The sequence below is a fragment of the Kitasatospora sp. CMC57 genome (assembly GCF_045866025.2).
In the GTDB taxonomy this organism is placed as follows: Bacteria; Actinomycetota; Actinomycetes; order Streptomycetales; family Streptomycetaceae; genus Kitasatospora.
Genome location: NZ_AP035881.2, coordinates 4,148,900 through 4,174,691, shown reverse-complemented (window position 1 = coordinate 4,174,691; position 25,792 = coordinate 4,148,900). Strand labels below are relative to the sequence as shown.

The 25,792-nt window shown below is 73.6% G+C and carries 24 protein-coding genes; 10 read left to right on the top strand and 14 right to left on the bottom strand.

Features of this window, described 5'->3' with window-relative positions:
• Positions 1-8: 8 nt before the first annotated feature.
• The 3 genes from ACKUU6_RS18625 to proC all read right to left on the bottom strand — a co-directional run bounded on the left by ACKUU6_RS18625 (position 9) and on the right by proC (position 2,821).
• Complete coding sequence (locus ACKUU6_RS18625) at positions 9-1,184, bottom strand: MFS transporter (protein WP_407989709.1); 1,176 nt, start codon at positions 1,182-1,184, stop codon at positions 9-11.
• A 151-nt stretch (positions 1,185-1,335) separates the two neighbouring features.
• The gene (locus ACKUU6_RS18620) at positions 1,336-1,998 is read right to left on the bottom strand and encodes an HAD family hydrolase (RefSeq protein ID WP_407989708.1); all 663 of its coding nucleotides are present in this window, start codon (positions 1,996-1,998) and stop codon (positions 1,336-1,338) included.
• A 10-nt stretch (positions 1,999-2,008) separates the two neighbouring features.
• The gene (gene proC / locus ACKUU6_RS18615; RefSeq protein WP_407989707.1) at positions 2,009-2,821 is read right to left on the bottom strand and encodes a pyrroline-5-carboxylate reductase; all 813 of its coding nucleotides are present in this window, start codon (positions 2,819-2,821) and stop codon (positions 2,009-2,011) included.
• 178 nt (positions 2,822-2,999) lie between these two features.
• Between proC and ACKUU6_RS18610 the strand changes: the two genes are divergently transcribed.
• Positions 3,000-3,434, top strand: coding sequence for a hypothetical protein (locus tag ACKUU6_RS18610; protein ID WP_407989706.1), 435 nt, complete (start codon positions 3,000-3,002; stop codon positions 3,432-3,434).
• Positions 3,435-3,539: 105 nt separating this feature from the next.
• A complete protein-coding gene (locus ACKUU6_RS18605; protein ID WP_407989705.1) occupies positions 3,540-3,944 on the top strand; it encodes a hypothetical protein in 405 nt (134 codons plus the stop codon).
• A gap of 38 nt (positions 3,945-3,982) precedes the next feature.
• Here the strand turns inward: ACKUU6_RS18605 and ACKUU6_RS18600 are convergent, their stop codons facing one another.
• The 5 genes from ACKUU6_RS18600 to ACKUU6_RS18580 all read right to left on the bottom strand — a co-directional run bounded on the left by ACKUU6_RS18600 (position 3,983) and on the right by ACKUU6_RS18580 (position 9,727).
• Positions 3,983-4,489, bottom strand: coding sequence for a hypothetical protein (locus ACKUU6_RS18600; protein ID WP_407989704.1), 507 nt, complete (start codon positions 4,487-4,489; stop codon positions 3,983-3,985).
• Between the two features lie 82 nt (positions 4,490-4,571).
• Complete coding sequence (gene ilvD / locus ACKUU6_RS18595) at positions 4,572-6,416, bottom strand: dihydroxy-acid dehydratase (RefSeq protein ID WP_407989703.1); 1,845 nt, start codon at positions 6,414-6,416, stop codon at positions 4,572-4,574.
• Between the two features lie 121 nt (positions 6,417-6,537).
• Positions 6,538-7,302, bottom strand: coding sequence for a class I SAM-dependent methyltransferase (locus ACKUU6_RS18590; RefSeq protein WP_407989702.1), 765 nt, complete (start codon positions 7,300-7,302; stop codon positions 6,538-6,540).
• Positions 7,303-7,531: 229 nt separating this feature from the next.
• Entirely contained in the window at positions 7,532-8,332 is an 801-nt protein-coding gene (locus tag ACKUU6_RS18585) for a sugar phosphate isomerase/epimerase family protein (RefSeq protein ID WP_407992162.1), read from the bottom strand.
• Positions 8,333-8,770: 438 nt separating this feature from the next.
• Positions 8,771-9,727 carry a Ppx/GppA family phosphatase gene (locus ACKUU6_RS18580; RefSeq protein WP_407989701.1) on the bottom strand — a complete coding sequence of 319 codons (957 nt, stop codon included), beginning with the start codon at positions 9,725-9,727 and terminating at the stop codon, positions 8,771-8,773.
• A 104-nt stretch (positions 9,728-9,831) separates the two neighbouring features.
• Here ACKUU6_RS18580 and ACKUU6_RS18575 point away from each other — a divergent pair, with 104 nt between their 5' ends.
• Complete coding sequence (locus ACKUU6_RS18575) at positions 9,832-10,584, top strand: alpha/beta fold hydrolase (protein WP_407989700.1); 753 nt, start codon at positions 9,832-9,834, stop codon at positions 10,582-10,584.
• A 10-nt stretch (positions 10,585-10,594) separates the two neighbouring features.
• Here the strand turns inward: ACKUU6_RS18575 and ACKUU6_RS18570 are convergent, their stop codons facing one another.
• The 4 genes from ACKUU6_RS18570 to ACKUU6_RS18555 all read right to left on the bottom strand — a co-directional run bounded on the left by ACKUU6_RS18570 (position 10,595) and on the right by ACKUU6_RS18555 (position 16,380).
• The gene (locus ACKUU6_RS18570) at positions 10,595-11,563 is read right to left on the bottom strand and encodes an IS481 family transposase (RefSeq protein ID WP_407988834.1); all 969 of its coding nucleotides are present in this window, start codon (positions 11,561-11,563) and stop codon (positions 10,595-10,597) included.
• A gap of 137 nt (positions 11,564-11,700) precedes the next feature.
• A complete protein-coding gene (locus ACKUU6_RS18565; RefSeq protein WP_407989699.1) occupies positions 11,701-12,981 on the bottom strand; it encodes an SUKH-4 family immunity protein in 1,281 nt (426 codons plus the stop codon).
• Positions 12,978-15,941, bottom strand: a complete 2,964-nt coding sequence (locus ACKUU6_RS18560; RefSeq protein ID WP_407989698.1) for a toxin glutamine deamidase domain-containing protein — start codon at positions 15,939-15,941, stop codon at positions 12,978-12,980. The genes ACKUU6_RS18565 and ACKUU6_RS18560 overlap by 4 nt, the downstream gene beginning before the upstream one ends.
• A gap of 91 nt (positions 15,942-16,032) precedes the next feature.
• Positions 16,033-16,380 (bottom strand): hypothetical protein, encoded by a 348-nt coding sequence (locus tag ACKUU6_RS18555; RefSeq protein WP_407989697.1) that lies wholly within the window; start codon positions 16,378-16,380, stop codon positions 16,033-16,035.
• A gap of 228 nt (positions 16,381-16,608) precedes the next feature.
• Between ACKUU6_RS18555 and ACKUU6_RS18550 the strand changes: the two genes are divergently transcribed.
• The gene (locus tag ACKUU6_RS18550; RefSeq protein ID WP_407992161.1) at positions 16,609-17,391 is read left to right on the top strand and encodes a hypothetical protein; all 783 of its coding nucleotides are present in this window, start codon (positions 16,609-16,611) and stop codon (positions 17,389-17,391) included.
• A 52-nt stretch (positions 17,392-17,443) separates the two neighbouring features.
• Here ACKUU6_RS18550 and ACKUU6_RS18545 read toward each other — a convergent pair whose 3' ends face one another.
• Together ACKUU6_RS18545 and ACKUU6_RS18540 are read right to left on the bottom strand one after the other, a co-directional pair.
• Entirely contained in the window at positions 17,444-18,607 is a 1,164-nt protein-coding gene (locus ACKUU6_RS18545; RefSeq protein WP_407989696.1) for an NADH-quinone oxidoreductase subunit D, read from the bottom strand.
• Complete coding sequence (locus tag ACKUU6_RS18540) at positions 18,604-19,605, bottom strand: SAM-dependent methyltransferase (RefSeq protein ID WP_407989695.1); 1,002 nt, start codon at positions 19,603-19,605, stop codon at positions 18,604-18,606. The genes ACKUU6_RS18545 and ACKUU6_RS18540 overlap by 4 nt, the downstream gene beginning before the upstream one ends.
• A 105-nt stretch (positions 19,606-19,710) precedes the next feature.
• On the opposite strand from ACKUU6_RS18540, the gene ACKUU6_RS18535 reads away from it, so the two are divergent.
• The 6 genes from ACKUU6_RS18535 (at position 19,711) to ACKUU6_RS18510 (ending at position 25,724) form a co-directional block, all read left to right on the top strand.
• Positions 19,711-20,904, top strand: coding sequence for a sensor histidine kinase (locus ACKUU6_RS18535; RefSeq protein WP_407989694.1), 1,194 nt, complete (start codon positions 19,711-19,713; stop codon positions 20,902-20,904).
• 10 nt (positions 20,905-20,914) lie between these two features.
• The gene (locus tag ACKUU6_RS18530; protein ID WP_407989693.1) at positions 20,915-21,604 is read left to right on the top strand and encodes a response regulator; all 690 of its coding nucleotides are present in this window, start codon (positions 20,915-20,917) and stop codon (positions 21,602-21,604) included.
• 84 nt (positions 21,605-21,688) lie between these two features.
• The gene (locus tag ACKUU6_RS18525; RefSeq protein WP_407989692.1) at positions 21,689-22,636 is read left to right on the top strand and encodes a Rossmann-like and DUF2520 domain-containing protein; all 948 of its coding nucleotides are present in this window, start codon (positions 21,689-21,691) and stop codon (positions 22,634-22,636) included.
• On the top strand, positions 22,636-23,535 hold the full coding sequence (panC, locus tag ACKUU6_RS18520; RefSeq protein WP_407989691.1) for a pantoate--beta-alanine ligase: 900 nt from the start codon (positions 22,636-22,638) through the stop codon (positions 23,533-23,535). The genes ACKUU6_RS18525 and panC overlap by 1 nt, the downstream gene beginning before the upstream one ends.
• A 46-nt stretch (positions 23,536-23,581) precedes the next feature.
• On the top strand, positions 23,582-24,031 hold the full coding sequence (gene panD, locus ACKUU6_RS18515; protein WP_184918174.1) for an aspartate 1-decarboxylase: 450 nt from the start codon (positions 23,582-23,584) through the stop codon (positions 24,029-24,031).
• A 13-nt stretch (positions 24,032-24,044) separates the two neighbouring features.
• Positions 24,045-25,724, top strand: coding sequence for an L-aspartate oxidase (locus ACKUU6_RS18510; protein WP_407989690.1), 1,680 nt, complete (start codon positions 24,045-24,047; stop codon positions 25,722-25,724).
• The last annotated feature ends 68 nt before the right edge of the window (positions 25,725-25,792 follow it).

Genomic DNA, 25,792 nt, shown 5'->3' with positions numbered 1-25,792 from the left:
GTGACACGTTAGCGGGCGGCGGACGCCCCGAAGTGTCGGGCCAGCGGGAGGATCGCGAGGATCAACACCATCGGGGCCAGCAGCGCCAGCCGGAACGAGCCCGCCCCGGCCAGTGCCCCGACCAGCGGCGAGCCGACCAGGAAGCCGACGTAGTTGAACAGGTTGAGCCGGGCCACCGCCGCGTCCGAGGCGGCCGGGAACAGCCGGCCACCCGCCGCGAAGACCTGCGGGATGATCGCGCAGATGCCGAAGCCCAGCACGGTGAACGCGGCCACCCCGGCCCACTCCCCCGGCGCGGCGGCGGCCAGCGCGAAGCCGAGCGCGGCCAGCGCCACCCCGCCGCGCACCACGGGCACGGCGCCCCAGCGCTCCACCGCCCGGTCGCCGAGCGCCCGGCCGAGCAGCATCGCCACCATGTAGCCGAGGTAGGAGAGCTTGGCCAGGTCCTCCGGGCTGCCCAGCACGTCGGTCAGGTACTTGACGCTGTAGTTGGAGACCGAGGCGTCGGCGATGTACGCGAAGGCCATCGCGGCGCAGAGCGGCAGCAGCGGGCGCCAGGGGATCCGGGCGGCCGCGGCGGTGGCAGCCTCCCGTACGGCGTCGCCGAGTTCGGCCGGGCCGGGGAAGCGGGTGCCGACCAGCAGCGCGAGCGGGATCAGCAGCGCGGCCGCACCCCCGAACAGCAGCGGCAGGTCCAGGTCGTAGTGCGCTCCGAGACCGGCCAGCGCGGCGCCGAGGATGCCGCCGAGGCTGAACGCGGCGTGGAAGCCGATCATGATGCTCCGGCCGTACCGGCGCTGCAGGCCGACCCCGAGCATGTTCATACTCGCGTCCAGCCCGCCCACCAGCAGGCCGAACAGGCCTAGCGCGATGGCGAGTTCCCACAGTTGGCCGCCGAGCCCGACCAGCGCCAGGCTGACACAGACGGCGGGCTGCACCACCCGCAGCACGGCCCGTGCCCCGACCCGCCCGGCCACCGACTCCGAGGCCACCGAACCGACGCCCGCCAGGATCGGCACCGCCGCCAGGAAGACCGGCAGCAGGCCGTCGCTCAGCCCGTACCGGTGCTGGATCTCGGGTATGCAGGTCACCAGCAGCGCGAAGGTGACGCCCTGGAGCACGAAACTCGCCGCCACCGCCGCCCGCGACCGGCGCAACCGCGCGTCCACCTGCTGCTCGGGCATGGCTCGGCCTCGCTCACTGTCGGCGCTACCGGCCGGTACGGAGATGTTGAGGCGTGAGCGTAGGCGTTCGATCGTGTTTTCGGGAGGGGTCGGACCGAATCTCTGCCGACGGCCCCCGGTCGACCCGCCGACGGGACCGGCGGCCGGCCGGTCAGCCGGTCGCGAGCCCGAGCAGGGCGGGCACCTCGGCGAGCGCGGTGATCAGCCCGGTGGCCCCCGCGCCGGTGAGCTTCGCCGGGTCGGTGAGTGCCGCGTAGCCGTACACGTCCATCCCGGCCGCGCGGGCGGCGAGCACGCCGTTACGGCTGTCCTCCAGCACCAGGCAGCGGGCGGGCTCGACGCCCATGGAGCGGGCCGCGTGCAGGAAGAGGTCGGGAGCGGGCTTGCCGATGCCGACGTCCTGGGCGCTGAAGATCCTCGGCTCGGCGTGGTGGCCGCGCAGCCCGGTGAGGTCCAGCGCGGTCCTGATCCACTCGTGGTGCGCGGAGGAGGCCAGGCAGTACCGCACGCCGTGCTGCTGAAGGGTCTTCAGCAGCTGCTCCGCGCCCCGGACCGCGACGAGTTCCCGCTCGAAGGCGGCGAACACCCGGGCGTGGAACAGCGCGTCGAAGCCTTCGGGCAGGGTCGCCCCGTACCGCTCGCCGATCACGTCGTGCACGGTGTGCGCGGCACAGCCCATGTAGTCGCGGTACGAGTCCTCGACCGTGGTGGGGTAGCCGAGTTCGGTCAGGTACTCGGCCAGCACCCGGTTGGAGATCGGCTCGCTGTCCACCAGCACGCCGTCGTTGTCGAAGATCACCAAGTCGTAGCTCACCCGGGCGAGCCTACTTTCCTCCGGAGGCCAGCTCCTGCGAACGGTTCCTGGCCGCCTCCAGGGCACCCAGCAGGGCGGCCCGCACGCCGTGGTTCTCCAGCTCGCGGATGGCCGCGATGGTGGTGCCGGCCGGGGAGGTGACCGCCTCGCGCAGCTTGACCGGGTGCTCGCCCGAGTCGCGCAGCATCACCGAGGCGCCGATCGCCGACTGCACGATCAGGTCGTGCGCCACCTGCCGGGGCAGGCCCAGCAGGATGCCCGCGTCGGTCATCGCCTCGACCAGGAAGTAGAAGTACGCCGGGCCCGAACCGGACAGCGCGGTGGCCGCGTCCTGCTGGGACTCCGGCAGCCGCAGCGCCTTGCCGACCGAGCGGAAGATCTCCTCGGCGCGCTCCAGGTGCCGTTCCTCGGCGTGCGAGCCGCCGGAGATCACGCTCATCCCCTCGTCCACCAGCACCGGGGTGTTGGGCATCACCCGGACCACCGGCGTCCCGGCGGCCAGCCGCGCTTCGAACCAGCGGGTCGGCACGCCGGCGGCCGCCGAGATGACCAGCCGGTCCGGGCTCACGTGCGGCGAGAGCTCCTCCAGCAGGGTGCCCATGTCCTGCGGCTTCACCGCCAGGATCAGGGTGTCGGCCAGCTTGGCCGCCTCCGCGTTGGTCACCACGACCACGCCGTACCGCTCGGCCAACTCCGCCGCCCGCTCCGGCCGCCGGGCCGTGACCAGCACGTCCCCGGGATCGGTGCCCGCCCGCAGCAGGCCCGAGAGCAGCGCCTCCCCGATCTTGCCGGTACCGAGGAAAGCGATCTTCTGTCCGGACATGGCCGCTCCTTACGTACGTGTGCCGCCATCCTCGCACCGGCCCGGCCGCCCCCGCCGCGACGTCCCACGGTGTGGGCAAGGCGCCCGGCACCGGGCACCCGTAGGGGGAAAGTCCGGGGCTTTCCCTATGGCTTCCGGACGGACGGCGGAGCACCTTGGAGGCATGGGACACGGAGATTTGTCACACACTGAGAACAGGCAGCTGGCGGTGGCGTCGGCGAGCCTGGGGCCGTGGCGGACGGCGGCGGGGGTCGGGGCGCTGGTGGGAGGTGCCGCGCTGGGGGTGGACGTGGTGACCGGGCACTGGTCGCTGGACATCCTGGCCGGACCGGTGGGGCTAGGGTTGTTCTTCTTCTTCCTGGTCGGCACGGTCGGCGGGAAGCTCCGCCGGGACACCGCCGACCGCCGACTGCACCGCTGGGCGGCCGAGCACCCGTGGCGTTCGGCGCTGCCGGCGGCGGCCGCGCTCTGGGGGCTGAACACGGTGTCGATGATGCTGCTCGGCGGGTCCGGGCTGTTCGGCGCGATGTTCGGTTCGCTGCTGCCGGCCGGGGTGCTGCTGCTGATCGCGGGCGTGGCCGGATCGGTGAAGAGGGCCCGCAGGCAGAGCTGACGCCGGGTCACCGCCGGACGGGAACGGGCGGCACGTGGGTGACGGTCAGCCGGAGTTGATCGGAAACGAGCGGCCGCCGGACGGCTCGCGAGGCATACTGGCGGCGTGCCGATAGCCGAAGAGCCGGAGCCCCGTCCGGCGGAGCAGCCCGACCCGTTCGAGGGGCTGGTGCTGGACGAGGAGTTCGTCCGGGCCGCCACCGTGAAGGAGCCGTCCGGAAGAACCCGGATGCTCGCCGCGCGCTGGAAGCACCAGCCGCCGGTCGATCCGGGCGGCCGGCGTTCCGTCAACGAAGGGCCCCGGAAGCGCAGCCGGGTGCGCGGCGGCAGCAAGGCCTGGCAGACCTGGCTGATCGTGCTGGCGATGATCGGCATCGTGCTGTTCAGCCTCAAGATCGCCACCGACACCGACGGCGGCCAGCCGCCACGGCCGGCCCCGAGCAGCCCGGCGGTCCAGCCCAGCGCGGACGCCACGATCACGTCGGCGACGGAGGTGCCGAGGCCGGTCTGACGTCCGCTCCGGCCGGCACCGACCGCACAGGCAGCAGCTCAGCGGCGCTTCCTGGCCTGTTTCCGGTCCCCGTTGCGGGCTCCCCGTCCGCTCCGCCGCCGCTCGAAGGCGGCGACCGCGCGGCCGTACTCGGCGCGCTTGACCGCCTCGCCGGGGGCCTCGGCCAGGCTGCGCAGGAAGTAGGCGAACAGGGCGCCGGCGAAGCCGATCAGCCAGACCGCGCCGAGCGACTTCTCCTCGGTCATCCAGCCCGTCAGGGCGTCCCTGCCCTCGCTGAGCAGCTTCCACGTCCGCAGACCGGAGAGCAGCGAGCAGAGCCCGATCGCGGCGACCAGCAGGCCGTGGACGAAGCCGCCGGCCGAGGAGTCCTCCACCCCGGCGACCGCGAAGCGCAGCAGCAGCGCCCCGGCCGCCACCGCCACCAGCGCGCCGAGCGGCACCGCGACCCGGCGCACCCAGTAGCCGGAGCCGCGCTCCAGCCAGCCGGTGCCGAACCAGCGGATCGGCTCGGGCTCGGGTCCGGGTGTGTTCTGCCGCTCGTCCACGGGACCGATTATGGCCGGCCCCGGGGGTGGAACGACGAAGGCGGCCGCCCCCCTGGAGGGGAGACGACCGCCTGAGCAGGCGTCAGCCGAGCTTGCTCACGTCGCGCACCGCGCCCTTGTCGGCGGAGGTGGCCATCGCCGCGTACGCCTTCAGCGCCGCGCTGACCGGGCGGACCCGGCTCTTCGGGCGGTAGCCGCCCTCGGCCTCCAGCTTGAGCCGGCGCTCGTGCAGCTCCTCGAAGGAGACCTTCAGCTCGACCGAGCGGTTCGGGATGTCGATGGCGATGACGTCGCCGTCCTGGACCAGCGCGATGGTGCCGCCGGAGGCCGCCTCGGGCGAGGCGTGACCGATCGACAGGCCGGAGGTGCCGCCGGAGAACCGGCCGTCGGTGATCAGCGCGCAGGCCTTGCCCAGGCCGCGGCCCTTGAGGAACGAGGTCGGGTAGAGCATCTCCTGCATACCGGGGCCGCCCTTGGGGCCCTCGTAGCGGATGACGACGACGTCGCCCTCCTTGACCCGCTTGGTGAGGATCGCGTCCACCGCGTCCTCCTGGGACTCCAGCACCACGGCCGGGCCGCTGAAGGTCCAGATCGACTCGTCGACGCCGGCGGTCTTCACCACGCAGCCGTCCTCGGCCAGGTTGCCGTACAGCACGGCGAGGCCGCCCTCGGTCGAGTACGCGTGCTCGATGCTGCGGATGCAGCCGTTCGCGGCGTCGGTGTCGAGGGTGTCCCAGCGCTCCGACTGGGAGAAGGCGGTGGCGGACCGCACGCAGCCGGGGGCCGCGTGGAACAGTTCGACCGCCGTCTCGGTGGCGGAGCCGCCCCGGATGTCCCAGTCCTTGAACCACTCGGCCATCGAGGCGGAGTGCACGGTGGTGACATCCTCGTTCAGCAGGCCGCCCCGGTAGAGCTCGCCCAGGATGGCGGGGATGCCGCCGGCCCGGTGCACGTCCTCCATGTAGTACTTGCCGTTCGGCGCGACCTTGGACAGGCAGGGCACCTTGCGCGAGATCGCGTCGATGTCCCGCATGTCGAAGTCGATCTCCGCCTCCTGGGCGGCGGCCAGCAGGTGCAGGATCGTGTTGGTCGAGCCGCCCATCGCGATGTCCAGCGCCATCGCGTTCTCGAACGCGGCGCGGGAGGCGACCGAGCGGGGCAGGACCGAGTAGTCGTCCTGCTCGTAGTGGCGCTTGGTGATGTCGACGATGGTCCGGCCGGCGTCCTCGTACAGCGCACGGCGGGCGGTGTGGGTGGCCAGCACCGAACCGTTGCCCGGCAGCGCCAGGCCGATCGCCTCGGCCAGACAGTTCATCGAGTTGGCGGTGAACATGCCCGAGCAGGACCCGCAGGTCGGGCAGGCGTTCTCCTCGATGATCGCGATGTCGGCGTCCGAGACGTTCTCGTTCACGGCGTCGGAGATCGCGTTCACCAGGTCGAGCTTGCGCACCGTGCCGTCCACCAGGACGGCCTGGCCGGCCTCCATCGGGCCACCGGAGACGAAGACGGTCGGGATGTTGAGGCGCAGCGCGGCCATCAGCATGCCGGGGGTGATCTTGTCGCAGTTGGAGATGCAGATCAGCGCGTCGGCGCAGTGCGCGCTGACCATGTACTCGACCGAGTCCGCGATCAGGTCACGCGAGGGCAGCGAGTAGAGCATCCCGTGGTGACCCATCGCGATGCCGTCGTCCACCGCGATGGTGTTGAACTCGCGGGGGATGCCGCCCGCCGCCTGGATCGCCTCCGAGACGATCCGGCCGACCGGCTGCAGGTGGGTGTGCCCGGGCACGAACTCGGTGAAGGAGTTGGCCACCGCGATGATCGGCTTGCCGAAGTCCTCGCGGGCTACGCCGGCGGCCCGGAGAAGCGCCCGGGCGCCTGCCATGTTGCGACCGTGGGTGACCGTACGGGACTTCAGCTCGGGCACTGTGTCCACTCCTTCTCAGGCGCGTTCGCGGCCCTGCGGAAGGTGGAAGGGTGCAGGGTCGCCGTGGCTTTCGAGCCTACGCCTCCGGTACCAGCGCACGGACACGCTGTCCGCCATCCGGTCAGCCCTTGGTGAGCACCGTGAGGTCGAGGACGTACGGCTCGGTGACCCGGCTGTCCGGGAACGCGGCCAGCAGTTCGGCCCGTTCGACGGCGAGCAGCGGCTCGCGCCGCTCGGGCGGCAGCACCGCGATGTAGGAGCGCGAGCGTAGGTCGGTGATCAGGGCGTCCACGGTGATGACCCGCTCCCAGCGCAGCACCGCCCGCCCGACGGTGCCGCCGTAGGGGGCCAACACCTCGGCGATCTCGTTGACCGCGCCGTACCCGTGGTAGCCCTCGGGGATACCGGCGGCCAGCCGCTCGCCCATCGCACTGACCCACGGGGTCCGCTGGTCCTTGACGTTCCACCAGGTGGCCAGCGAACCACCGGGGCGGAGCACCCGGAGCGCCTCCGGGATCGAGCGGGCCGGATCGGTCCAGTGGAACGCCTGGGCGTACGTGATCAGGTCGGCGGTGCCGTCGTGGAACGGCAGTTCGTCGCCGGTGCCCTTGACCAGCGGCAGCTCCGGGCTGACCTGTCGGAGCACCGCGGCCATCCCGGGGCTGGGTTCGACGGCGGTGACCCTGGCGCCCCTGGCGGCCAGCAGCCGGGTGGCGATCCCGGTGCCCGCACCGACGTCCAGCACCTCGGCCCCCCGGAGCGGACGGCCGGTCAGCCGCTCCAACTCGTCGAACAGCCCGGCGGGGTACGAGGGCCGCCCCGCGTCGTACTCTGTGGCCACCGCGCCGAAGGAGTTCGCGTGATCCTGCTGCTGATACGCCGTCACCCGATCAGCCTAGGACACGAGAGCGCCCGAGGGGGCGGCTCCCCACGTGTGCGGCGGCGCACGCGCCTAGGGCCTGCGGCGGATTTTGCCGGATCAGCGCGCGGCGTCGGGCGCCCGTCTGGGCGTGCGCCCGAGTCGGCCTCGTACTGGACGCACTTGGGCGATCCGGGCGTGCGTCCAGACGGGATGATCCGGCGTCGGGCGCCCGGCAAGATCCGCCGGACAGGCCCTAGAGGCGCTTGGCCGTGGCCAGGTGCAGGCGGGTGAAGGCCAGGGCCTCGGCGAGGTCGGCTTCGCGTTCGGCGGGGGAGAGGGCGCGCCGGGTGTTGACCTCCAGCACCACGTGGCCGGTGAAGCCGGTGCGGGCCAGGCGCTCCAGCAGGGCGGCGCAGGGCTGGGTGCCGCGGCCGGGGATCAGGTGCTCGTCCTTGCCGGAGCCCGCGCCGTCGGCGAGGTGGATGTGGGCCAGCCGGTCGCCCATCCGGTCGACCATCTCGAAGGCGTCGATCCGCGAGGTGGAGACGTGCGAGAGGTCGATGGTGAAATGCCGGTACGCCTCCTCGGTGACGTCCCAGCCGGGCGCGTACGCCAGCATCTCGCGGTCCCGGTAGCGCCACGGGTACATGTTCTCGACCGCGAAGCGGACGTCCGTCTCGCCCGCCATCCGGTTGATGCCCGTGACGAACTCCCGGGCGTACTGCCGCTGCCAGCGGAACGGCGGGTGCACCACCACGGTGTCCGCGCCGAGCTTCTCGGCGGCGGCCCTGGCCCGGACCAGCTTGGTCCACGGGTCGGTGGTCCAGACCCGCTGGGTGATCAGCAGGCAGGGCGCGTGCACCGCGAGGATCGGCATCCGGTGCCCGTCGGAGAGCCGGCGGAGGGCCTCGACGTCCTGGCTGACCGGGTCGTTCCAGACCATCACCTCGACACCGTCGTAGCCGAGCTTGGCGGCCAGCTCGAAGGCGGTCGCGGTGTTCTCGGGGTAGACCGAGGCGGTGGAGAGCACCACCTTGGTGTCCGGCACGTGCAGGCCGTCGCCGTGCGGCGGCAGCACCAGCCGGTCGGTGGTGCGCAGCAGCGGGGCCCGGCGGGCCGGCTTCTTCGCGGCCCGGACCGCCTTCACCGCCTGGGTGGCCATCGCGAGCTGCGACGGCTTCGCGGGCTTGGCGGGCGCCGGCGTACCGCCGGTGGCGCCGCTCTTCGCGGAGCCCTTCTTCGACGTGCCCTTGGTGGCCGCCCTCGCGGCTCTCGCCGGCTTCACCGACTTGGCGGCCCGCTCCCCCGGGGCCCGCCGTCCGTCCCCGTCCGGGAGGCGCTCGGCGGCGGCCCTGGCGCGGCGCGGCCGGGCCGGCCGCGGCTTCCGGGCAGGGTCACCGGCCGCGCGGCCCGCCCGCGTTCCGTCCTCATCCGCTGGTTCCGCCACGGGGAACAGCGTATGCGGCCGGGCGGAGTATTGGTGTGCGGCGGGTCACCCGGTCAGGGCCGGCCGCCGGTCGGACGGGCTGTCCAGGGTGTCGAGACGGCGCAGGATGATGCCCTCGCGGAGCGCCCACGGCCCGATGTCCAGCTCGTCCAGGCCGAACAGGTCCATCGCCGCATCAGCCACCAGCGCACCGGCGAGCAGCTGTCTCGCGCGGCCCTCGGAGACGCCGGGGATCTGTGCCCGCTGGGCCACCGTCATACCGGCCAGCCGGGGCACCCAGGCGGCCAGACCGGCCCGGGTGAGCTTGCGGGCCGCGAGCGGGCCCGCGTCGGCCGGGGCGGCGCCGGTCATCCGGGCCAGCTGCTTGAAGGTCTTGGAGGTGCCCACCGCCCGGTCCGGCGCGCCGCGTCGGGCGAACTCCCCGGCCACCTGGGCGATCTCGGCCCTGATGTGGCGGCGCAGCTCCCGGACGTCGTCCGGGTCCGCGATGTCCCCCGGCAGCCGGGCGGTCAGCCGGCCCGCGCCGAGCGGCAGCGAACAGACCACGTCGGGCTGCTCGTCCAGACCGGCCGCGAGCTCCAGCGAGCCGCCGCCGATGTCCAGACCGAGCAGCCGTCCGGCCGACCAGCCGTACCAGCGGCGCACCGCCAGGAAGGTCAGCCGGGCCTCGTCCTGCCCGGACAGCACCCGCAGTTCGACCCCGGTCTCCTCGAACACCCGGCGGATCACCGCCTCGCCGTTGGCCGCCTCCCGGACGGCGGAGGTGGCGAACGGCAGCAGGTCGACCACACCCTTGTCCTCGGCCACCCGGAGCGAGGACGCCACCATCCCGACCAGCTTGTCGACGCCGACCTCGGTGATCGACCCGTCCTGGTCCAGCAGCTCGGCGAGCCGCAGCTCCGCCTTGTGCGAGTACGCGGGCAGCGGGGCAGCACCGGGGTGCGCGTCCACCACGAGGAAGTGGACGGTGTTGGAACCTACGTCGAGTACACCGAGTCGCATAACGGGCCACGCTACGCGATCCGGCCCCGCCCCGACCGCCCGAGGCGTCAGCCGGAACGCGATGGGTACCTTCCCTGCACCAACTCGGCCCCAGGGAGCACGGTATGACGATCACTCACCGTCTGGTCGGCACGGGTGCCCAGCAGGTCATGGTGCTGCACGACTGGTTCGGCACCAGCGCCGGCTGGGGGCCGTTCCTCGACTACCTGGACGGCTCCGCCTTCAGCTACGCCTTCCTCGACTGCCGGGGCTACGGCGAGCGGGCCGACGTCCCCGGGGAGTACACCCTCGCCGAGATCGCCGGGGACGCCCTCGCGCTCGCCGACCAACTGGGGTGGGACCGCTTCTCCCTGGTCGGGCACTCGATGGGCGCCAAGGCGGCCCAGCAGGTGCTGGCCCTGGCCCCCGACCGGGTGCGACGGCTGGCCGGTCTGGCACCCGTACCGGCCGGGGCGTACCCGCTGGGCGAGGCGTACGACCTGTTCCACGGCGCGTCCACCCACCCGGCGAACCGCCGCGCCATCCTCGACCTGGTCACCGGCCAACGCGCCACCGGCGTCTGGCTGGACCGGATGACCGCCCGGTCCGTGCACAGTTCCCGCCCGGAGGCCTTCGCCTCCTACCTGGAGGAGTGGACCACCGTCGACCTCGCCCCCAAGGTGACCGGACTCCCGCTCCCGGCCCGCGCCTTCGTCGGCGAACACGACCTCGCGCTGACCGCCGAGCTGTACCGCGGCACCTGGCTCACCCACTACCCGAACGGCGACCTCGAAGTGCTGCCCAACTCGGGGCACTACCCGATGTACGAGATCCCGGTCGCGCTCGCGACCACCCTGGAGCGCTTCCTCCGGGGCTAGCTGTACTCGGTCATGAGGTTGGTGACAGTCGGCTGATCGGTGGCTGGCCGCCGAGCGCGGTGTGTCGACGTCGAGTGTTGTAGAAGTCGAGCCAGGGTGCGAGTGCGCGGGTGCGTTGGGTGTTGCTGGTGAAGACCTGCCGGTAGGCCCATTCGGTCTGCAGGGTGCGGTTGAAGCGCTCGACCTTGCCGTTGGTCCATGGGCAGTGCGGGCGGGTGAACTTCTGGCGTGCGCCGAGTTCCCGGCACGCGGCTTGGAAGTCGTGCGAGATCCGGTAGTTCTTGGCGTTGTCGGTCATCACGCGTTCGATCCGGGTGATGCCGTGTGCCTGGAAGAACGTGGCGGCGCGGGTGAGGAAGCCGGCGCAGGTGGCGCCCTTCTCGTCGGGCAGGACCTCGGCGTAGGCGAGGCGGGAGTGGTCGTCGACGGCGGCGTGGACGTAGTCGTAGCCCAGGCCGCGCAGGGCGCGGGGGCGTTCGCCGCGGCCGTGGGCGCGGTGGCCGCCGCCGTCCGGGATCTTCCCGAGCTTCTTGACGTCGATGTGGATCATGTCGCCGGGGCCGGCGTGCTCGTAACGCCGCCCGCCTGCCCGGGTGGCACGGATGACTTCACCGGTCAGCGGGTCGCAGGCGGACAGTGGCGGCACGTTGTGGCGGCGCAGGATCCTGCTGACCGTCCGGGCCGGGACACCGGTCTGCTCGGCCAGGAAGCCCGGGCCCACCCGCAACTGGTGGCGGGCCTTCAGTACGCGTCTTTCGACCGCGGGCGAGGTGCGTGCGGGACAGTGGTGCGGGCGGCTGGTCCGGTCGTGCAGACCGTTCCAGCCCTCCGCCCGGTACCGGTTGACCCAACGGTGGGCGCACTGGCGTGAGACACCGAGCTCCTTCGCGACGTGCGCGACCGGACGTTCGTCGAGTACGACACGGCGGACCAGCAGGCATCTGCCGTGAAAGGTCAGCCGGGCATTAGCGTGGGCCACCAGGACCTCCGAGGTGAGTGAAGACGGCAAACTCCACTACGCCCGGAGGTCCCTCCATGATCAAGTACCGACGCCACCTGTCATCAACGTGTCGGCCGAGTACAGCTAGCGCCTGGCCCACGGCCCGGGGCGCTGCCCTACAGCACGCCGTGCCAGAGCTGCTCGACGACGACTGCCCACCAGTTCTCGGGGTCGCCGAAGACCGTCCGGTCCAGCCCGGCCAGGGACCACTGGAGTTCGGCGACGGCCTGGCCGGCCGCCAGCGGGTGGAGGTCGCGCAGCTTGGGCAGCCGGTCGGCGAACAGGGCCAGCGAGCGGACGAAGGCGGTCAGGTCGGCGTTCACGTAGCGGGTGCCGGCCGTCTCGGGGTCCACCGCGCGGATCCGGCCCTGGGCGGTGTCGACGGTGAGCAGGGCCCAGCCGTCGGTACCGATCAACAGCTGGCCGAGCAGCTCGCGACGGGCCTGCGCGGTGGCCCGGTCGCCCAGGCCGTGGGCGGCGAGGTGGCCGACCAGGTCCGGCAGGACGGGGGCGTCGGGGGTGCCGTCCGCGATGCCGTCCGAGACCGGGTGGTGCAACTCGAAGAAGCCGGGGACCGCCAGCGGCAGACCGGTCCGCTGGAGCGGACGGGCCACCGCCTCGGGCAGGTCGGCGGCCATGGTGTGGGCCGGGTCGAAGCGGCGTACGCCCTGCGGGCCGAACTGGGCGGCCAGCCGGGCGGCCAGGGCCGCTTCGGCCTCCGGCTGGGCGGGCGGCACGTTGGCCGGGAAGGGCACCCGGTTCGGCCGGGGGTTGGCCGCGCCCGCCGAACGGACCGCGCGGGCCCGGCCGTCGTAGCGCGGACCGTAGGCCAGGTCGTGGCTGTGCAGGGCGGTCGGGAGGGCGGCGAGCAGCGCGGCGGCGACGTAGCCGCCGGGCAGCATGGCGGGCCGCAGGTCGGTGTGCACCGAGAGCACGTCCTCCGGCGGGACGCCCTGCTCGGCGAGCTGCTGCCAGGCCCGCAGGGCCGGGTGCGGACGGCCGGTGGCGGAGCGCAGGACCAGGGTGCGTTCCTCGCCGAGCGCGTCCCGGTAGCCGAGTTGGGCCCGGCAGCCCGGCCCGGTGGCGGGCGGCAGGGCGGGGTCGTAGCCGCCCGCGCCGATCCGGTCACGGTAGAGCTGGACCACCTGCGGGACGGGTACCGAGGGCCAGACGGTCAGCTCGCCGGTGGTCCGGTCGACCACCGCGCAGGCCGCGCCGAGCTCCTCCGGAGCGCGCCGGTCACCGGTGAGCGGGTCGACCCGGACCGGGGCGGGCTCCGGCCAGACCACCCAGCCGAGGTCGAACTCGTGGGCCTTGACAGCTCGTTGGTCCTCCTGGGCCAGTTCGGCGTTGACCCAGCGGTGAGCGGTGTCGAGGGCCTGCGCGAGGGTGGTCATCGACGGGAGCTCCTGGCGGCGGTGCGGTGGATGGTCAGCCGCGAGCGCGGCGGGGCGGGCAGCTCGGGCACCGGCTTGGTCAGCGGATCGGGCTCCGGCGCCGGGGTCAACTCGACTACGGGGATGGACGGTTGCAGCGCCGAGAGGTCGAGCGGACGCCCGGCCGCGTCCAGCGCGATCGCCCACAGGCCCTGGTCGGCCGGGTGCAGCGGAGCGGCCGAGCGGTAGCCGGTCTGCGGGTCCAGGTAAGTGAGGGTGTCACCGGAGACGAACGCGTTCCAGGTGTGCGAGCGGCCGTACTCGTCCAGGGTGAGCAGCACCGCCTGGGTGCCGGAGCCGGACCGTTCGAGCACCTCGGCGAGCTGGCCGAGGGCGTCCGAGCCGAAGCCCAGGTCCTTGAACTGGGTGCCGAGTTCGCGCTCCGCGCGGTCCCGTCCGCCGAACTCGCCGGCCGGACCGTCGGGCAGCCGGGGCGCGCCGCAGGTGGTGTTGCCGAGGTAGCTGTCCAGCGCGGACAGCGCCAGGTCGACCCCGTTGTTGGCCCGGCCCGGCTCGCGGAAGCCGCCGCCGTTCAACGCCTCGGGCCAGTCGCCGAACCGCGGGTCAGGATGGACCGAGGGCCGGCCCTCGGCATCGCGCGGCACCCGCCGCTCGACCTCGGCCTGGTGCGCCGGGTCGACCGGCCCCAGGCCACCGGTGGCCCCGTACGGGCGGCCGTCCGCGATGATCCGGGCGCGCGGCCGCTCGCCCGGCTGCTCGGGGGCGGTGCGGCGGTACGAGTGGGCGATCAGGAACATCGCGGCGATCGGGGCGGCCTCCAGCGGGGAGGCCAGGCTCTCGCCGTCCCGACGGCGGGGTTCCGGCAGCGCGTCGAAGGCGCGCAGCGGCACCGGCCCCATCGCCACCCCGCCGACCGAACCGGACTGCGCGGTCGGGAGGTTGGGCACCAGGCCGACCGCCGGCGGCGTACCCACCGGGCGGACCGGGCCGACGCTGTGGGCACCGGACTGCGGCTGGCCACCCACGGCGCCGACCGCACCGACCACACCCGCCTGACCGCCCGCCGCTCCCGGAGCACCGGCCGCGCCGGGCGCACCGACACCGCCGGGCGCACCGCCCGCCACGGGGGCCGACGGCGCCGCGGCCACCGGAGCGCCCGGGGCTGCGGCCACCGGCGGGGGCGCCATCGGCGGTGCACCGGCGGGTGCACCGGGGGTGCCGCCACCGACCGGGCCGAGCCCGGAGGACTGACCGCCGCCGCCCGGCAGCTGCGCCTCGACTCCGTGCCCACGGCCGCCCAGCGGGACCGACGAACCGTCGCCGAAGACCGGTCCCGTGCTCACCGGGGACGGGGCGACCGCCACCGAGTCGGTCCGGACCGAGGCCGGGCCGTGGTGCACCGGGGCGACCGGGGCCGCGTCGTAGTCGCCGTAGTTGTAGTCGTAGTCCACCGAGACGGTCGGGCGCTGCGGCCCGTAGCCGCCGGACGGGGCGGTCTCCGAGCGGTGCGAGGTGCCGCCGTACCCGGTGTCGCCCCAACCGCCGTTGCCACCGTGGCCGTTGCCGCCGCTCCCGCCGTGGCTCCCGTAGCCGCCGCCGTATACGTCGTTGCCGGTCACCGGTACCCCGGTCTGCACCGAGGCCGACAGCGGTCCGGCCTGCACCTCGACCTGCGGGTGCGGTCCCTTGCCCGCGCTGTGCTCCCTCAGCTCCAGGTCCGCGTCCACGCCGCCCGGGCCGACCTGGAGGTCGAGGCCCACCCCGCCGAGGTGCACCCCGGCGCCGGTCGCCGGCTTCGCCGGACCGTGGACCGGGGCACCGCGGTCGTCCACCATCACCGGCCGCCCCTGGGCGTCGGTGACCAGCTGACCGTTGGCGTCCACCTGCGCGACATGGCCGTCCGTGCCCCGGACCGGCGCACCGTTCCGGTCCAGCACCACGACCTCGCCGTCGGTGCCGAGCAGTGGTTTGCCGTCGCGGCCGAGCGCCACCGAGACGCCGGCGGCCGCTATCAGCCCACCGGCCCCGACCAGCGCCAGCCCGCCGTGCCCGTCCCGCAGCGCCCTGCCGTCCGCGTCGACCGCCAGGCCGACCACCGGCTTGCCGTCCTGGCCGACCACCAGGACCTTGCCGTCCTCGCCGACCACCGGCCGGCCCTGCTCGTCCTTGGCGACCGTGACGCCCTCGACGCCCTGCACCTGCCTGCCCTGCTCGTCGACCAGCACCGGCCGGCCGTGCGCATCGGTCACCAGTCGGCCCTGCCGGTCCACGGCCGCCGACAGCGTGCAGACCTTCGCCACGGCCCGCCCGCCGAGCAGCGCCCCGGCCGCCGCACCCGCCGCACCGGCGGTGCGGGCGGGGGCATAGCCGTCGGCCTGCGCGATCCGCTGCAACGTGATGACGGCGGGCTCCTTGAGCGCCTGCTCAAGGCCCTCCCGCATGTCCCGCCCGAGCTCCTCCAGGAGGTGGCCGACCTTGTGCTTGGCCAGCTCGACCGCGACCCGCTCGCCGGCCCCGACCACCAGGCCGGCCACCGCGTCGCCGACCACACCGAGCGCGGCGTGCGCCACCGCCTCCACCTTCTGGGCGAGCTTGATCTCCTCGGCCAGCTCGGTCAGCGCCGAGATGATCTCCGCCTTGCACGAGTCCACCGCACCGGCGGCCCGGTCGAAGGCGGCCGCGACCAGCTCGGCCGCGGTCTGCGCGTCGTCCAGGCTGCCCCGGCCACCACCCGCGAAGCCGCGCCAGTGCGCGGCGAACGCCTCCACCGAACTGCCGGAGTTCTCGCCGGTGACGCGCTGTGCGGAGTCGCCGCCCCGGCGGCTGAGCTGCTCCGCCTCGCCGCCGAACTCCCGCCACACACCGGCCGCGCGGCGCAGGCCCTCCTCGTCGGCCTGCGGCCACTCATGGCCCAACCTGGCCAGTACGGGGACGAGTTCCTCGGGCACGCTTCGGGACACCGGGCCCCTCCTTCCGGGTTCTGCGGAGACGGACAAGCTGGCGACGCACAGCTACACGTACGGACGGGCCACCGTGGTTCCCGACGGGGCGTCAGGCCACCGGAGGTCTGGCGGCGTCCACGTGCGCCAGATCGGCGCTCACCTCGCCGTCGGCCCGGTCGACCGACTCGGCCATCGTGTGCAGGCCGGTGCCGATCCCGCCGAGGCGGTCGGCCAGTCCGTTCAGCCCGGCCAGCAGCATGCCCTGGGCCTCGGTGTACGCCGTGCCGAACCCGGTGCCGGGCCGGTCGCCGCCCCAGGGCGTACCGAGTCCGGTCAGGCCCTGCTCCAGGGCCTGGGCGGCCCGGGCGAAGTCGTTCGAGATCTTCTCGAACTCCCGCCCCTCACCGCGTACTTCCCATGGCTTGATCAGGAACTCGCCCGCGCCACCGTTGCTCATCCGCCCACTCCCCCCAGCGCCCCCGTGCAGATACCTGGCCGCCATCCTAGGGGCAGCCCATGCCACCGTCGCAGGGCCCGTCCGGGTTTCTCACCGCAACTTCACCGGCCGCCGGGGCCGTCACCGGGGGACACTCGCGCCAGGCCATACCCTTGACCGGTGGCAGCAGACAGCAAGAAGACCAGCAAGAAGTCCAAGGACGCGAAGAGCGGCACGATCGATCTCGCGATGCCGACCATGCGGCCCGAGGTGCCGCTGGACTTCGCCCGCGCCTGGGTCGAGTTCGCCGATCCCGGCGACGAGGAGCAGGTCTTCCGCTGCGACCTGACCTGGCTCACCTCCCGGTGGAACTGCATCTTCGGCCGCGGCTGCCAGGGCATCCGCCCGGGCCGGGGCGAGTCGGACGGCTGCTGCACGCTCGGCGCGCACTACTCGGACGAGGACGACGAGCAGCGCGTGATCAGCCACGCCGCCCGGCTGACCCCGGAGATCTGGGAGAACCACGCGCACGGCACCGACGCCAAGGGCCGGATCAAGGTCGACGGCGGCATCACCATGCTCGACGAGGACGGCGACCGGCAGACCCGCCGGGTCAACGGCGCCTGCCTCTTCCTGAACAGCCCCGGCTTCCCCGGCGGCGCGGGCTGCTCGCTACACACCCTGGCCCTCAAGGAGGGCAGGGAGCCGCTGGAGACCAAGCCGGACGTCTGCTGGCAGCTCCCGGTCCGCCGCACCTACGACTGGATCGACCGCCCCGACGACACCCGCTACCTCCAGGTCACCATCGGCGAGTACGACCGCCGCGGCTGGGGCCCGGGCGGCCACGACCTGCACTGGTGGTGCACCGGCAGCCCCGACGCCCACGACGGCCCCGACCCGGTCTACGTCAGCTACCGCCCCGAGCTCACCGAACTGATGGGCCCCCAGGGCTACGCCGTCCTCGCCGAACTCTGCGAACAGCGCATCAAGGGCGGCCTCACGGTGGCCCCGCACCCGGCCGACCCGAGCTAGGCCCGGTCCGGGCGCGGGGCCGGGCCGGGCCGGGCGCCGGGCCGGAGCGCGGCTACTTGTCGATGTCGCCGACGACGAAGAACATCGAGCCCAGGATCGCCACCATGTCCGCGACCAGCGTCCCGGGCAGCAGTTCGGTCAGCGTCTGGATGTTGTTGTACGAGGCCGAGCGGAGCTTGAGCCGCCACGGGGTCTTGTCGCCGCGCGAGACCAGGTAGTAGCCGTTGACGCCGAGCGGGTTCTCGGTCCAGGCGTAGGTGGCGCCCTCGGGGGCCTTGAGCACCTTGGGCAGCCGCAGGTTGACCGGCCCGGGGGCCAGCCCGGCCAGCCGGTCGAGGCAGGCGTCCGCCAGGTCGAGCGAGTTGACGGTCTGTTCGAGCAGGCACTCGAACCGGGCCAGGCAGTCGCCCTCCTGCCGGGTGACCACCCGGAGGACGTCCTGCAGCTCGCCGTACGCGAGGTAGGGCTCGTCCCGGCGGAGGTCGAAGTCGACGCCGCTGGCCCGCGCGATCGGGCCACTGGCGCCGTACGCCTTCACGTGCTCGGCGGAGAGCACGCCGACGTCGGCGGTCCTGGCCCGGAAGATCTCGTTGCCGAGCACCAGGTCCTCGAAGACCGGCAGCTGCGAACGGACCGAGGCGACCGCCGCCCTGACCCGGCCGAGCCAGCCGGCCGGCAGGTCCTCCTTCAGGCCGCCGACCCGGTTGAACATGTAGTGCATCCGGCCGCCGCTGGCCTCCTCCAGCACGTGCTGGAGCTCCTCGCGGCCGTGGAAGGCGTGGAAGACCGGGGTGATCCCGCCGAGCTCCAGCGGGTACGAGCCGAGGAACATCAGGTGGTTGAGCACCCGGTTAAGCTCGGCCAGCATGGTGCGGATCCAGACCGCCCGCTCGGGCACCTCCATGCCGAGCATCCGCTCGACGGCGAGCACCACGCCCAGCTCGTTGGAGAAGGCGGACAGCCAGTCGTGCCGATTCGCCAGCATGATGATCTGACGGTAGTCACGCGCCTCGAAGAGTTTCTCGGCGCCCCGGTGCATGTAGCCGATCACCGGCTCGGCGGCCACGATCCGCTCACCGTCCAGCACCAGCTTCAGCCGCAGCACACCGTGCGTGGAAGGGTGCTGGGGGCCGATGTTGAGCACCATGTCACTGGTGCCCAGCTCCCCGACAAGATTCTCGGCACCCGCGCCGACGCCGACCGTGGTCTCCCTCATGGGGTGAGAGTCTGCCATCCCGGCAGCCTCGCGAGGCCCTCCGGTACCGGCATCCGGACAGCCTGGGCCAGCCAGACGAAGCCGCCGAGCCCGGCCGGATCGGTCAGCTCCGCCCCCTCCCCTGCGGCGCCGAGCGCACGCAGGTACGCCACGGGGTCGCCGGAGGCGAGCGCGAGCGGTGGCCGGGCGCCGTCCACCCCGAGCGCCCGGAGCGCGTCGCGCTGCGTCGTCCACAGGCTGTGGACACCGGGGACGGCCACCGCGTCCAGCGCCACGTGCGCGGTGAGATCGCACGAGCCGTCCGGGACCGGACGGACCTCCCGGCCCTCCCGGAAGCCCGTCAGCGTCTCGAACAGCGGCCGGTCGGCGCGGGTGTGGGCGTAGTCCACCGCCACCGCGAGCCCGCGCTCCAGTGACCCGACCGCCGCCGCCCACGCCGCGTCCCGGGGGCTGCCGAGCTCCACCCGGGGGCCCTCCGGCCACCACCGCGCGGCCCAGTCGGCATCCGCCCGCTCCACCGGGTCGCCGAGCCGCTCCGTCCCGTCCGGGGCCACCTCCACGTACCGCAGGCCCTGCTCGTCCCGCTCCGCGCTGTCCAGCGGCACGTTGTCCAGCCACTCGTTGGCGAACAGCAGACCCGACACCCCGTCAGGCAGCCGGTCCGTCCACACCACCGACTCCGGCAGCCCGTCCGGCCGGTCGGCCAGCTCCACCGCGTACGGGCGCAGCCGCCCCGCCAGCTCCGGGCCCACCGCCGCCAGCACGCCGGTCACCAGCTCGCCCCGGCCGGCCCCGATGTCCACCAGGGCCAGCTCGGCGGGGTGGCCGAGCGCGGCGTCCACCTCCGTCAGGAGGCGGGCGACCGCTCCGGCGTACCTCGGCGAGGCGTGCACCGAGGTCCGGAAGTGCCCGGCCGGGCCCTCCGGCCTGCGGTAGAAGCCGCCGTCGGTCCCGTACAGCGCCTGCTCCATGGCGGTCCGCCACCGCATCCAACTCATGCCCCGGACGTTACCGGCGTCACGCCCGCTCTCCACCCTGCGGAGTAGGAGGGATCGCTCTCCCGGCGGACCTTTCCACCGTTCCCGGGTGCCTAGGCTTGAGCTGTGCACCGACTCAACGCCTGGTTCCGCCGTCACCCCATGGTGGTCGACTCCGCCTGGGCGCTGCTCCTTGCCTGTTTCGCCCTGCTCTCCACCGGCAACCAGTCGGGCTGGCGGGAGCAGGTCTCCTACGTCCTGGCCGGTGTGGTCGGCGGGATGATGGTGTTCCGGCGGCGGCACCCGAACGCGACCACCGCCGCCGCGGTCGTGCTCGGTCTCGGCCAGCTGGCTGCCCAGGTCAACCCCGGCGTGGAGAGCATCGGTTACCTGGTCTTCGCCTACACAGGCGCGGCCTACGGCGCCGTCTGGACCTCACGGCTGGCCCTGGTGGCCGGGCTCGCCGCCGGGCCGCTGACGCTGATGCGGTTCCACGAGGTCAGCAGCTCGGTCCAGGGCGCCCCGCAGATCGTCTTCTTCGCCACCCTGATGTCCACCCCCTTCGTGCTCTGCTGGGCCTGGGGCCGGCTCACCCGGGTACGCCGGGCGTACCTGACCGAGCTGGAGGACCGGGCCGCCCGGCTGGAGCGCGAGCGCGGCGCCCAGGCCAAGATCGCGGTCGCGGCGGAGCGGGCCCGGATCGCCCGCGAGCTGCACGACGTGGTGGCGCACAACGTCTCGGTGATGATCGTTCAGGCCGACGGCGCCGCCTACGTGCTGGACAACTCCCCGCAGCAGGCCAAGGAGGCGCTGAGCACCATCGCGTCGACGGGGCGTCAGGCGCTGGTCGAGATGCGGCGGCTGCTCGGCGTGCTGCGCACCACCGACACCACCGAGGAGTACGTCCCGCAGCCGGGCGTGGCCGAGCTCCCAGAGCTGCTGGACCAGGTCCGTACGGCCGGTCTGCCGGTCGACTTCGACAGCGCCGGGGACCCTCAGGAGCTGCCCCGCGGCGTCGAACTGACGGTGTACCGGATCGTCCAGGAGGCGCTCACCAACGTCCGCAAGCACGGCGGCCCCGACGTCCGGGCCCGGGTCGCGGTGGACTTCCGCGACCGGGAGCTGGAGGTGCTGATCGAGGACGACGGCCGGGGCTCCACCGACGACCAGCTGGTGGTCGGTGGTAGCGACGGCCCCGGCCATGGTCTGATCGGCATGCGGGAGCGGGTCGGCATGGTCAGCGGGAGCCTCGACATCGGGCCCCGGCCCGGCGGGGGCTTCCGGATCCGCGCGGTACTCCCTCTCAAGACCATCAAGTAAGGACTGCTCCGTGACCATCAGGGTGATGCTCGTCGACGACCAGGAACTGCTCCGCACCGGCTTCCGGATGATCCTCCAGTCCCAGGGCGACATCGAGATCACCGCCGAGGCCGGGGACGGTCAGCAGGCCCTCCAGGTACTGGAGCGGACCGAGGTCGACGTGATCCTGATGGACGTCCGGATGCCCCGCCTCGACGGCGTCCAGGCCACCCGCCGGATCTGCCTCACCGAGGACGGCGCCCCCCGCCCGAACGCCCCGCACGTACTCATCCTGACCACCTTCGACCTGGACGAGTACGCCTTCGCCGCGCTCAAGGCGGGCGCCAGCGGTTTCCTGCTCAAGGACGTGCCGCCGGTCGAGCTGGTCGCCGCGATCCGCTCCGTCCACGCCGGGGACGCGGTGGTCGCCCCCACCACCACCCGCCGGATGATCGACCGCTTCGCCGAGGTCCTGCCGGTCCCGCGCTCCACCCCCGGCTCCCCGGTGCTGGCACCCCTCACCGACCGCGAGCGTGAGGTCTTCCTGCTGGTCTCCCAGGGCCTCTCGAACGGCGAGATCGCCGCCAGGCTCACCCTGTCCGAAGCCACCGTCAAGACCCACGTCGGCCGCATCCTGGCCAAGCTCAACCTCCGCGACCGCGTCCAGGCCGTGGTCCTCGCCTACGAGGCCGGCCTGGTCCGCGCGGGCGCCGGGGAGTAGCCGCGGCGGCGGGCGGCCGTAGAATGGCGCGGTACGTCCGGTACCTGCAGAGGACTGGAACGGAAGTGAGGACGACGGCGAGCCGTGAGCACCTTCGACGAGGCCGGGTTCGGGGCACCGGCCGATCCGTTCGGTGATCCCGCCGACCCCGGCAACCGGCCCGCACGGCTGGCGGTCGGCGTGGTCGGCACCGGCCGGGTCGGGCCCGCGCTGGGAGCCGCACTCCAGCTGGCCGGGCACCGGGTGGTGGCCGCGTCCGGCGTTTCGGCGACCTCCCGGCGGCGGGCCGAGGCGCTGCTGCCGGGGGTGAGGCTGGTCAGCCCACCGCAGGTACTGGCGGCGGCCGACCTGGTGCTGCTCACCGTCCCGGACGACGCGCTGGCCGACCTGGTGGCCGGCCTGGCGGCGACCGGTGCGGTCCGGCCGGGGCAGCTGGTCGTGCACACCTCGGGCGCGCACGGCGTGGCCGTGCTGGAGCCCGCGACCAGGGTCGGGGCGCTGCCGCTGGCGCTGCACCCCGCGATGACCTTCACCGGCACCTCCGTCGACCTGGACCGGCTGGCGGGCTGCCCCTTCGGTGTGACGGCCCCTCAGGAGCTGCGGCCGGTCGCCGAGGCGCTGGTGGTGGAGATGGGCGGCGAGCCCGAGTGGGTGCCCGAGGAGGTCAGGCCGCTCTACCACACGGCCCTCGCGCACGGCTCGAACCACCTGGTCACCCTGGTCGCGCAGGCCGCCGAACTGCTCCGGGCGGCGGGTGTGGCCGAGCCGGGCCGCCTGCTCGGCCCGCTGCTCGGCGCGGCCCTGGACAACAGCCTGCGCTCCGGCGACGCGGCCCTCACCGGGCCGGTCGCCCGGGGCGACGCCGGGACGCTCCGGCGCCACCTGCACCAGCTCGGTACGGTAGCCCCCGACATCGGGCAGGCCTACCGCGCGATGGCCCGCGCCACGGCGCAGCGGGCGGTCCGCTCCGGATCGCTCGAGGAAGCGTCGGCGGCTGCGCTGCTGGACGTACTCAACGAGGAGAACATCTGATGGCCCGTGGCAAGCAGCAGCCGAGCAAGGCTCCCAAGGTGCGCAAGGCCGAGCTGACCCACACGATCGCCGACTTCGAGCCCGCCTTCTGGCCGGACGAGCAGCCGGTCGACAACGCCGTGGTGATGACCATGGGCGCGCTGCACGAGGGCCACGCCGCGCTGATCCGGGCCGCCCGCAAGCAGGTCGGCAAGGACGGCCGGGTCGCCGTCACCGTCTTCGTGAACCCGCTCCAGTTCGGCGTCGGCGAGGACCTGGACCGCTACCCGCGCACGCTGGCCGCCGACGTCCGGCTCGCCGAGGAGAACGGCGCGGACGTGGTGTTCGCCCCGCTGCTCGAGGAGGTCTACCCGAACGGGACCCCGCAGGTGCGGATCACCGCGGGACCGATGGGCGAGCGGTTCGAGGGCGCCTCCCGTCCCGGCCACTTCGACGGTGTGCTGACCGTGGTGGCCAAGCTGCTGCACATCACCGACCCGGACTTCGCGTTCTTCGGCGAGAAGGACGCCCAACAGCTCGCGGTGATCCAGCGGATGGTCGCCGACCTGGACTTCGACGTCGAGGTGATCGGCGTCCCGACCATCCGCGAGGCCGACGGCCTGGCGCTCTCCTCCCGCAACCGCTTCCTCTCGGAGACCGAGCGGGAGCAGGCCCTCGCCCTCTCCAGGGCCCTGTTCGCCGGCCGCGACGTGGCCGCCCAGGGCCCGAAGGCCGTCCGTACCGCCGCCTCGGCCTCCCTGGACGGCGCCGAAGGTGTCACCCTTGACTACCTCGCCCTGATCGACCCGGAGGACTTCACCGAAGCCGCCGACGACTTCCAGGGCGAGGCGGTGCTGGCCGTCGCCGCGAAGGTGGGCTCGACCCGCCTGATCGACAACGTCCGCATCCTCGTCCGGTAAGAAGCAGAACAAACTCCAGGCATGCACTCACAGGAGGCGTGACCCAATGCTCCGCACCATGCTCAAGTCCAAGATCCACCGGGCCACCGTGACCCAGGCCGACCTGCACTACGTCGGCTCGGTCACGGTGGACGAGGACCTGCTCGACGCCGCCGACCTGCTGCCCGGCGAGCTGGTCCACATCGTCGACATCAACAACGGCGCCCGGCTGGAGACGTACACGATCGCCGGCCCGCGCGGCTCCGGAGTGATCGGCATCAACGGCGCCGCCGCCCGCCTGGTCCACCCCGGCGACCTGGTCATCCTGATCGCCTACGGGCAGATGGAGACCGCCGAGGCCAAGGGCTACGTGCCCCGGGTGGTCTTCGTGGACGGCGAGAACCGGATCACCGGTTACGGCACCGACGCCGCCGAGGCGCCGGAGGGCAGCGGACTGCTGCGCGGTGACCAGGCGTACGGTGACGGGCACAACGCGGCGCCCTCGGCCGCGCGCTAAGGAGCAACAGGACATGACCGTCTCGCACCGCCTCACCGCCCCGGCCCCCGGCTGGACCAGCACCACGGACGTGGTCGTGGTCGGCTCCGGCGTGGCCGGGCTCACCGTCGCCCTCAACGTCCGCAAGGCCGGCCTGCGGGCCATGGTGGTCACCAAGGCGATGCTCGACGACGGTTCGACCCGCTGGGCCCAGGGCGGCATCGCCGCCGCCCTGGGCGAGGGCGACACCCCTGAACAGCACCTGACCGACACCCTGGTGGCCGGCGCCGGACTCTGCGACGAGCGGGCCGTCCGGGTCCTGGTCACCGAAGGCCCGGACGCCGTACGGCACTTGATCGCCACCGGCGCCGCCTTCGACCTGGACCCCGAGGGCGAGATCCTGCTCACCCGGGAGGGCGGCCACCACCGCCGCCGGATCGCGCACGCCGGCGGCGACGCCACCGGGGCGGAGATATCGCGAGCCCTGGTCTCGGCGGTCCGCAGCGACCCCGGGCTCGAACTCATCGAGCACGCCCTGGTGCTGGACCTGCTCACGGACGCCGACGGCCACGCCGCCGGGCTCACCCTGCACGTGATGGGCGAGGGCCAGCGGGACGGCGTCGGCGCGATCCGGGCCCGCGCCGTGGTGCTGGCCACCGGCGGGATGGGCCAGGTCTTCTCGGCCACCACCAACCCGGCGGTCTCCACCGGCGACGGCGTCGCGCTCGCACTGCGGGCCGGGGCCGAGGTGACCGACCTGGAGTTCGTCCAGTTCCACCCGACCGTGCTCTGGCTCGGCGCCGAGGCCGAGGGCCAGCAGCCGCTGGTCTCCGAGGCCGTCCGCGGCGAGGGCGCCCACCTGGTGGACGCCGACGGGGTGCGTTTCATGGTCGGACAGCACGAGCTGGCCGAGCTGGCCCCCCGCGACATCGTCGCCAAGGCGATCACCCGGCGGATGCAGGAGCAGGGCGCCCAGCACATGTACCTGGACGGGCGGCACTTCGGCGCCGAGATGTGGGCCGAGCGCTTCCCGACCATCCTGGCCTCCTGCCGCTCGCACGGCATCGACCCGGTCACCGAGCTGATCCCGGTCGCCCCCGCCGCGCACTACGCCTCCGGCGGCGTCCGCACCGACCTCTCCGGCCACACCACCGTGCCCGGGCTGTACGCCTGCGGCGAGGTGGCCTGCACCGGCGTGCACGGCGCCAACCGGCTGGCGTCCAACTCCCTGCTGGAGGGTCTGGTCTTCGCCGAGCGGATCGCCGCCGACCTGACCGCCCGGCACGCCGCCGGTGAGCTCCCCGAACGCTCGGTGGACGTGGCCGGCGCCCGGGCCGCCCGGTCCGTACCGCTGCTCGCCCCCGAGGCCCGCGCGGACATCCAGCGCCTGATGTCCACCGGGGCGGGCGTGATCCGCTCGGCCGCCTCGATGGCCGCCACCGCCACCGGCCTGGCCCGGCTCACCGCCGACGAGAAGTCCGCCGACCCGGCCGTCGAGAGCTGGGAGGCCACCAACCTCCACCTGGTCGCCTCCGCCCTGGTGGCCGCCGCCGCCCGACGCGAGGAGACCCGCGGCTGCCACTGGCGCGAGGACTTCCCCGACCGCGACGACATCCACTGGCAGCGCCACATCGTCAGCTCCCGGCAGCCGGGAACGGACGACGGCGGGCCGGGGAACGGCGACCTCCGCCTCGGGAGCGTCCAACCTTCGTAGCCGGCCGGGCGCTCGCGCACCGACCGCACGCCAGACCTCTTCGCAGCGCCCCGAGCCCCCGGGTCCTG